6 protein-coding genes are annotated in these 8,028 nt (G+C 71.1%); 3 read left to right on the top strand and 3 right to left on the bottom strand.

Translation table 11 applies throughout. The annotated features are described in order from the left end of the window. Nucleotides 1–440 precede the first annotated feature (440 nt). Nucleotides 441–2,228, bottom strand: coding sequence for a glyoxylate carboligase (gcl, locus tag ACZ7IF_RS35410; RefSeq protein ID WP_470980341.1), 1,788 nt, complete (start codon nt 2,226–2,228; stop codon nt 441–443). A gap of 267 nt (nt 2,229–2,495) precedes the next feature. On the opposite strand from gcl, the gene ACZ7IF_RS35405 reads away from it, so the two are divergent. Next, nucleotides 2,496–3,344: a hypothetical protein gene (locus ACZ7IF_RS35405; protein WP_470980338.1), complete on the top strand. Its 849-nt coding sequence runs from the start codon at nt 2,496–2,498 to the stop codon at nt 3,342–3,344. 65 nt (nt 3,345–3,409) lie between these two features. Then, nucleotides 3,410–3,898: a glutathione peroxidase gene (locus ACZ7IF_RS35400; protein WP_470980336.1), complete on the top strand. Its 489-nt coding sequence runs from the start codon at nt 3,410–3,412 to the stop codon at nt 3,896–3,898. 16 nt (nt 3,899–3,914) lie between these two features. On the opposite strand, the gene ACZ7IF_RS35395 is transcribed toward ACZ7IF_RS35400, so the two are convergent. Together ACZ7IF_RS35395 and ACZ7IF_RS35390 are read right to left on the bottom strand one after the other, a co-directional pair. After that, the gene (locus tag ACZ7IF_RS35395) at nt 3,915–5,594 is read right to left on the bottom strand and encodes an AMP-binding protein (RefSeq protein WP_470980333.1); all 1,680 of its coding nucleotides are present in this window, start codon (nt 5,592–5,594) and stop codon (nt 3,915–3,917) included. A gap of 45 nt (nt 5,595–5,639) precedes the next feature. Continuing rightward, entirely contained in the window at nt 5,640–6,752 is a 1,113-nt protein-coding gene (locus tag ACZ7IF_RS35390) for a winged helix DNA-binding domain-containing protein (protein ID WP_470980331.1), read from the bottom strand. Between the two features lie 100 nt (nt 6,753–6,852). Here ACZ7IF_RS35390 and ACZ7IF_RS35385 point away from each other — a divergent pair, with 100 nt between their 5' ends. After that, nucleotides 6,853–7,992, top strand: a complete 1,140-nt coding sequence (locus ACZ7IF_RS35385; protein WP_470980329.1) for a magnesium and cobalt transport protein CorA — start codon at nt 6,853–6,855, stop codon at nt 7,990–7,992. The last annotated feature ends 36 nt before the right edge of the window (nt 7,993–8,028 follow it).

The following is an 8,028-nucleotide window of genomic DNA, read 5'->3' as shown; positions in this document are numbered from 1 at the left end:
TCGCCGAAGGCGATCACGAAGTGACGCGACCGAAGGGAGCGCCCTTGACGGGCCGGCCCGACACGGAAGGACGATGGGACTGACGGGAAACCCCCAAACCGGCTGTGAGGCCGCCCAAGGGGGCCCGGGCCCCCCGGGCCCTCCCACACAGCCGAAGCCTCCCCCTCTCGGGGCCACACGGCATGCCCCCGCCGTGATACCGCGCGAGCCCCGCGTGCCCCGGTCCGCGGGCGGCGGTACGCCCCGGGCTCACTCCGCTGAGGCGTCGGCCCCCGCCGCACGGAGCCGCGTACGCACCCACCCGCACCCGGGGAGGCGGGTGGGCAGCCACCGCCCGGCCCCCACCCCCTCGAAGGCGCGCCCGCACCGCCCGCAAACGCCCAGCGGCCCCCGCCCCTCCCGGAGGAGGAGCAGGGGCCGCAGGGTGCGTACGGCGTCGATCAGACCTGGAGGGCCTTGATCGCGGTCGGGGCGTGGCCCGGCTCGGTCGCGAGCTCTTCGAACTCGGTGACGTCGCTCATGTCGACCGTCTTGCTCATCGCGATGTTGGTGATGCGCTCCAGGATGGCCTCGACGACGACCGGGACCTGGAACTCCTGCGCCAGCTTCTTGGCCTCCTCGAAGGCCTCGCCCAGCTTGTCCGGGTTGGTGACGCGGATGGCCTTGACGCCCAGGCCCTCGGCGACCTTGACGTGGTCGACGCCGTAGACGCCGATCTCCGGGGTGTTGATGTTCTCGAACTCGAGGTTGACCTCGAAGTTGATGCCCAGGTTGCCCTGCGCCTGGCGGATCAGACCCAGGTAGGCGTTGTTCACGAGGACGTGGACGTAGGGGACCTTGTGCTGCGCGGCGACGGCCAGCTCTTCGATCATGAACTGGAAGTCGTAGTCGCCGGAGAGGGCGACGACCGGGGTCTCGGGCTCCGCGGTGGCGGCACCGATGGCGGCCGGGATGGTCCAGCCGAGCGGGCCGGCCTGGCCGCAGTTGACCCAGTGGCGCGGCTTGTAGACGTGCAGGAACTGCGCGGCCGCGATCTGGGAGAGGCCGATGGTGGTGACGTAGCGGGTCTCCGGACCGAACGCCTTGTTCATCTCCTCGTAGACGCGCTGCGGCTTCAGGGGGATGTTGTCGAAGTGCGTACGGCGCTGGAGGGTGGCCTTGCGCTCCTGTGCGGAGGCGGTCCAGGCGGAGAAGTCGGGCAGCTTGCCCTCGGCCTTGAGCTCCTTGGCGACCTCGATGAAGAGCTCCAGGGCGACCTTGGCGTCGGAGGCGATGCCGAAGTCCGGGGCGAAGATCTTGCCGATCTGGGTGGGCTCGATGTCGACGTGGACGAACTTGCGGCCCTTGGTGTAGGCGTCCATGTTGTAACCGGTGTGACGGTTGGCCCAGCGGTTGCCGATGCCCAGGACGAAGTCCGACTCCAGGAACGTCGCGTTGCCGTAGCGGTGGGCGGTCTGCACACCGACCATGCCGGCGGCCAGCTCGTGGTCGTCCGGGATGGTGCCCCAGCCCATGAGGGTGGAGATGACCGGGACGTTGATCAGCTCGGCGAACTCGACCAGCAGGTCGGAGGCGTCGGCGTTGATGATGCCGCCACCGGCGACGATCAGCGGGCGCTCCGACTCCAGCAGGAACTGGATGGCCTTCACGGCCTGGGCGCGGCTGGCCTGCGGCTTGTAGACCGGCAGCGGGGTGTAGGTCTCGGGGTCGAACTCGATCTCGGTCAGCTGGACGTCGATCGGCAGGTCGATCAGGACCGGGCCCGGACGGCCGGAGCGCATCAGGTGGAAGGCCTGCTGGAAGACGCCGGGGACCTGCGCGGCCTCCAGGACCGTGGTGGCGGCCTTGGTGACGGGCTTGGCGATCGAGGCGATGTCGACGGCCTGGAAGTCCTCCTTGTGGAGCTTCGAGACCGGAGCCTGACCGGTGATGCACAGGATCGGGATCGAGTCCGCGATGGCGGAGTACAGGCCGGTGATCATGTCGGTGCCGGCCGGGCCCGAGGTACCGATGCAGACGCCGATGTTGCCCGCCTTGGCACGGGTGTAGCCCTCGGCCATGTGCGAGGCGCCCTCGACGTGGCGGGCCAGCGTGTGCGCGATGCCGCCCACGTTCTTGAGCTCGCGGTAGAACGGGTTGATCGCAGCACCGGGCACGCCGAACGCTTGTTCGACACCCTCGAGCTTGAGGATCTCAACTGCGGCAGCGGCGGCTGTCATACGAGGCATCAGGTTCTCCTGCGGGTCTGGCGGTCAGACTTTTCCGTCATCCGGAATTTTTGTTCTGCTATACGGAACAAGCTAAGGCGCGACTTCGCGCACGTCAAGGCGGTAAGGCACCCCGGAACCCACCAAAAGCCGCATTGCGTTCGGCGAGTTGTACAAATGACCGGGGCCCGGAGCCGGATCGGCGTGAATCGACCGGTCCGCGTCCCCCGGCGGTCGCCGGTGGTGGAGCATGGACCCACGCACAGCGACGGAGGGGGTCCAGGTCTCATGGCGGAAGCGGTACCGGTGCGCTGTCCTTCGTGCCGGCGCGAGAACGGCTACACCGTCCCGGTCTATCCCTGCGCCTGCGGGAGCCCGGTCGCGCCTCCGCTGGACCTGGCGGCGCCGCCCGTTCCCCTCACGCACCGCAACTGGTCGGAGACCTGGGTGACGGTGCGCTGCGGGGCCTGCGGGCGGGAGAGCGAGTGGCCGCACCCGGAGGTGGGCTGCGGCTCCTGCGGGATGGTCGTCCGGGTGCCCGTGCACCCGGTGGAGCGGTCGGCCGGGCCCGCCGCGGAGGCGGGCGCGCGGGACGGCGTACGGCAGGACCCGGCGCGGGCGGAGCCCGGCCCGGCGGGGTCCGGCGGCCTCGCGGACGGGGCGGGGGCGGGGACGGACGCCGTGGCGGCGGGCGGCGCGGGCGGGTCGGGGCCGCGTACGGGCCCGGCGCCCGGGCGGCCCCCGATGTCACGGCCGGCGTTCCGGCCCGTGACCATCCGTACCGCCCGGGACGCGGTGGTCACGGCCGCGCTGTACCTGCGCTGGCTCGGCTTCCAGGACGTACGCCAGCCCGACGCGGTGCCGATCCCCTCGGCGGTGGTGGACCTGCGGGCCCCCGGGGTGGTGGCGCAGGTGGACCCGACCACGGCACCGGCCGGGCTGCGGGCGGTGGAGTGCGTGTGGCTGAACGGCCTGACCGCCTCGGCGACCAGCGTCTACTTCTCCCTGGCCGGGTACACCGAGGAGGCCCGGGGCCGGGCGGACGACCTGGGGATACCGCTGTTCGTGATGGACCTGACGGGCATGCCGCAGCCGGTCAACGACCCGGCGGACCGGCTGGTGGGAATGGGGGCCTAGGCTCAGGGGCTGTTGATATCCGTATGAATATCGTCCCGACGCCCCTTCCTGCCGAGGAGAGCCCGATGAGCCTGTACGACATCCCGCTGACCACCCTGGACGACGAGCCCACCAGCCTGGCGGCCCACCGGGGCAAGGCCATTCTGCTGGTGAACACCGCTTCCCAGTGCGGGCTCACCCCCCAGTACTCGGGGCTCGCCCGGCTGCAGTTCAAGTACGAGGAGAAGGGCTTCACCGTCATAGGCGTGCCCTGCAACCAGTTCGGCGGCCAGGAGCCGGGCACCGCGGAGGACATCCAGACCTTCTGCGCGGCCGGCTTCGGCGTGACCTTCCCGATGCTGGAGAAGTCCGAGGTGAACGGCGAGAACCGGCACCCGCTGTACCAGGAGCTGGTGAAGACCCCGGACGCCGAGGGTGCGGCGGGGGACATCCAGTGGAACTTCGAGAAGTTCCTGATCTCCCCCGCCGGCGAGGTCGTCGCGCGCTTCCGCCCGCGCACCGAGCCCGAGGCCCCCGAGGTCATCGCCGCGATCGAGGCGCAGCTGCCGGGCTGAAGCCCGTACGCCGTGCTCAGCCCAGGTCGGCCTCGTCGTACTCCCCCGCCGAGCCGGCCGCGGTGAGCTCCCTCAGCTCGACCCGGCGGATCTTGCCGGAGACGGTCTTGGGGAGCTCGGCGAACTCGATGCGGCGGATCCGCTTGTACGGGGAGAGGACCGCCCGGGAGTGCTCGAAGAGCGCCCGGGCGGTCTCCTTCCCGGGCTCCCAGCCGGCCGCGAGGGTGATGTAGGCCTTCGGCACCGCCAGGCGCAGCTCGTCGGGGGCGGGGACGACGGCCGCCTCGGCCACGGCCTCGTGTTCCAGGAGGGCGCTTTCCAGCTCGAAGGGGCTGATCTTGTAGTCGGAGGCCTTGAACACGTCGTCGGCCCGGCCCACGTAGGTGAGGTACCCGTCGGCGTCGCGGGAGGCGATGTCCCCGGTGCGGTAGAGCCCGTCGGCCATGGCCTCGGCGGTGCGCCCGGGGTCGTCGCGGTAGCCGGTCATCACCCCGGCGGGGGCGCGGCGCAGGTCCACGCAGAGCTCGCCCTCGACGGGGGACTCCTTGCCGGTGACGGTGTCCAGCAGGACGATCTCGTACCCGGGGGCGGGGCGGCCCATGGACCCGGGCTTCACCTCGGCCCCGGGGAAATTGCCCACCTGGAGGGTGGTCTCGGTCTGGCCGAAGCCGTCGCGGACGGTGATCCCCCAGGCGTCCCGGACCCGCTCGATGACCTCCGGGTTCAGCGGCTCGCCGGCGGCGACGGCCTCGCGCGGGGGCTTGCGCAGCTTGGTGAGGTCGGACTGGATCAGCATCCGCCAGACGGTGGGCGGGGCGCAGAAGGTGGTGACGCCGCCGCGGTCCATCTCTGCCATGAGGCGCTCGGCGTCGAAGCGGGTGTAGTTGTGGACGAAGACGGTCGCGCCCGCGTTCCAGGGGGCGAAGATGTTGGACCAGGCGTGCTTGGCCCAGCCGGGCGAGGCGATGTTGAGGTGGACGTCGCCGGGGCGCAGGCCGAGCCAGTACATGGTGGAGAGGTGCCCGATGGGGTACGAGGCGTGCGTGTGCTCGACCAGCTTGGGGCTGGCGGTGGTGCCCGAGGTGAAGTAGAGCATCAGGGGGTCGGTGGCGAGGGTGACGCCGTCCGGGGTGAAGTCGCAGTCGGTCGCGTACAGGTCCTCCAGCCGCCGCCACCCGGTGGGGACCTCGGTCCCGGCGGCGATGCGGGTGTAGGTGCCGGGGACCTCGTCGAACTTGTGGGTGTCCTCGGCGCGCGCGATGACGTGGCGTACGTGACCGCGGTCGACCCGGTCGCGCAGGTCGGCCGGGCCGAGCAGCGGGGTGGCGGGGATGACGACGGCGCGCAGCTTCATCGCGCCGAGCATCACCTCCCACAGCTCTCTCTGGTTGCCGAGCATGACGAGGATCCGGTCGCCGGCGGCGACGCCCTGGGCGCGGAGCCAGTTGGCCGCGGAGTCGGAACGTACGCTCATCTCGCCGAAGGAGACGGAGCGGCTGGTGCCGTCCTCCTCCACGATGCGCAGGGCGTCGGCGCCGTTGCCGTGCGCGATGTGGTCGAACCAGTCGAGGGCCCAGTTGAAGCGCTCGGGGCGGGGCCAGGTGAAGCCGGCGTGGGCGGCGTCGTACTTCCCTCGGTGTTCGAGCAGGAAGTCCCGCGCGGCCTGGAAGCTGTCGGTGGCGCTGTTCTCCGTCATGACAGGCATCGTGCCGCGCCGGGCGGGGCCTCCACCAGGGCGGCGTCAGCCGTGGATTGACCCGAAGCGCACGGGTCCGGGCGCGCCGCCCATCGCGGCGAGCAGGGCTTCGCCCTCGGCGGCGATCTCGTCCTTCCGCGCGCGTGTCTGCGTACCGAAGAGCTCGACGGTCAGCCGCGGGCGGCCGCCCTCGTCCTCCATCTGCCAGAGTCCGGCGAGGAACCCGTCGACGAGGAGGGTGCGGTGGGCCTGGTTGCCGGTCCAGGTGCGGCCCTTGGTCTCCGGGGGGATCACGCGGGAGCGGTCGGCGTGCGAGAGCAGCAGGTTGTCGAACTCGGGGAGGAAGCGGGGCGGCGCCGGCGTGTCGGCGTCGGGGCGGGGCGCGTCCGGCAGGTCGAAGAGCTCGACGCCGTTCTCGTCGCGGAAGGCGACCAGACGCGGGCGCAGCCGCTCGAAGGCCTCGCGCAGCCGGGTGAGCCCGGCCCAGGTCTGCATGTCCTTGACGGAGGCGGGCCCGAAGGCACCCAGATAGCGCAGCACGACGGCGTCCATGGCCTCCCCCTCACCCTCTTGGGCGGTCTCCCCCACCCACGCCTCCAGGGTCGTCAACCGCACCTGCCCACTACGGCCCCACACCCCGCGCGGGGTGACCTGCACGAGCGGCAGCAGGCAGCGGGCGGCGACGGACAGCGACTGCGGGTCGGCGGAGGGCCACTCCCGCAGCAGGTCCTCGCGGATCTCCCCCATCGTGCGCGGCTCGGCCTCGACGAAGTCCCGCGCGCGCCGGGCGAGGCGCTCCAGGTCCACTCCCACCAGCCCTTTCCGGAAGTAGTTCACCTCCCGGTCCCGGGCCCCCTGCACGAGCGGCCTCAGCCCGAGCGCGTCCGGCACGGTGTGGGTGTGGATGGTGGACCGCATGGTCACCATCCGGACCACCTTCCGCTCCTCCATCAGCCGCGCCAGCTGCTCGGGGCGGAACCCGGCGAGCCTGGCGTGCAGCTGGAAGTACGGGGGCTTCACGTTCTGCGCCTGGAGCCCGAGCAGGTGCGCGACGGCGTCCTGCGGGGACATCTCGGCGCGGCTCAGCAGCAGCTGGCGGGCGAGCGTGGCACGGTTCAGAGCGCGGGTGCCGAGTACGGGGTTCGTCGTGGAAGCCATATCGGCAACCTATCCCCCGTTGCGGACACCCCCTGTCCGCAACCCACACGGCAACCCACCCCTCAACCCACCCGGCAACCCACCCGGAGGCTGACCTGCGATGTCGGAGCGCCCGAACCGCCGCCCCTCCCCGTCCGCGAGGCGCTCGGGCTGGCTCCGCCCGCCCGGCCCCGCCGCCACGCCCCCGTCGGCGGCCCCCAGCCCGGCACCCCCGGACCGCGAGAGCGTGATCGACTCCGCCGTCTACCGCGACGGCCGCCGGGTCGCCTCCCCCACCACCCTCGCGGACACCTTCCGACTGCTGCGCGAACAACCGGACGGCATGGCCTGGATCGGCCTCCACCGCCCCACGGAATCCGAACTCCATTCCCTGGCAGCCGAGTTCAACCTCCACCCGCTCTCGATCGAAGACGCCCTGGAGGCCCATCAGCGCCCCAAGCTGGAGCGCTACGGCGACACCCTCTTCGTGGTCCTGCGCGCGGCCCGCTACCTGGACGCCCTGGAGGAGGTCGACTTCGGCGAGCTCCACATCTTCGTCGGCCCGGACTTCCTGATCACGGTCCGCCACAGCGCCGCCCCGGACCTCACCTCCGTCCGCCACCGTATGGAGGAGACCCCGGACCTCCTCTCCCTCGGCCCGGAGGCCGTCCTGTACGCGATCCTCGACGCGGTGGTGGACGGCTACGCCCCGGTCGTGGCGGGCGTCCAGACGGACATGGACGAGATCGAGACGGAGGTCTTCCGCGGCGACCCCGAGGTCTCCCGCCGCATCTACGAACTCTCCCGCGAGATGGTCGAGTTCCAACGCGCCACCCGCCCCCTGGTCGGCATGCTCCACGGCCTGATGGCGGGCTTCGCCAAGTACGGCACGGACGAGGAACTCCAGCGCTACCTCCGCGACGTGGCGGACCACGTGACCCACACCAGCGAACGCGTCGACGGCTTCCGCCAGGCCCTCACCGAAATCCTCACGGTGAACGCCACCCTGGTCTCCCAACAACAGAACGCCGAGATGCGCGCCTTGGCGGAGGCGGGCTTCGAACAGAACGAGGAGATCAAGAAGATCTCCTCCTGGGCCGCCATCCTCTTCGCCCCCACACTCGTGGGAACCATCTACGGGATGAACTTCGAGGACATGCCGGAGCTGAAGTGGGCCGGCGGCTACCCCTTCGCGATCCTGCTGATGGCGGTCGTCTGCGTCAGCCTGTACGTCATCTTCAAGAAGCGGGACTGGCTGTAGCGATCCACCGCACGAGCTTGATCGACTTAGCGCAAG

The sequence above is a fragment of the Streptomyces sp. NPDC037421 genome, from assembly GCF_055602105.1.
Note: the sequence above shows the minus strand (reverse complement) of the source record. Positions and strands in the feature narration are given on the sequence as shown.

What these genes read in the sequence shown, in the direction of transcription:
- gcl (WP_470980341.1), bottom strand. Translation starts at nt 2,228, where the DNA reads ATGCCTCGTATGACAGCCGCCGCTGCCGCAGTTGAGATCCTCAAGCTC.
- ACZ7IF_RS35405 (WP_470980338.1), top strand. Translation starts at nt 2,496, where the DNA reads ATGGCGGAAGCGGTACCGGTGCGCTGTCCTTCGTGCCGGCGCGAGAAC.
- ACZ7IF_RS35400 (WP_470980336.1), top strand. Translation starts at nt 3,410, where the DNA reads ATGAGCCTGTACGACATCCCGCTGACCACCCTGGACGACGAGCCCACC.
- ACZ7IF_RS35395 (WP_470980333.1), bottom strand. Translation starts at nt 5,594, where the DNA reads ATGACGGAGAACAGCGCCACCGACAGCTTCCAGGCCGCGCGGGACTTC.
- ACZ7IF_RS35390 (WP_470980331.1), bottom strand. Translation starts at nt 6,752, where the DNA reads ATGGCTTCCACGACGAACCCCGTACTCGGCACCCGCGCTCTGAACCGT.
- ACZ7IF_RS35385 (WP_470980329.1), top strand. Translation starts at nt 6,853, where the DNA reads ATGTCGGAGCGCCCGAACCGCCGCCCCTCCCCGTCCGCGAGGCGCTCG.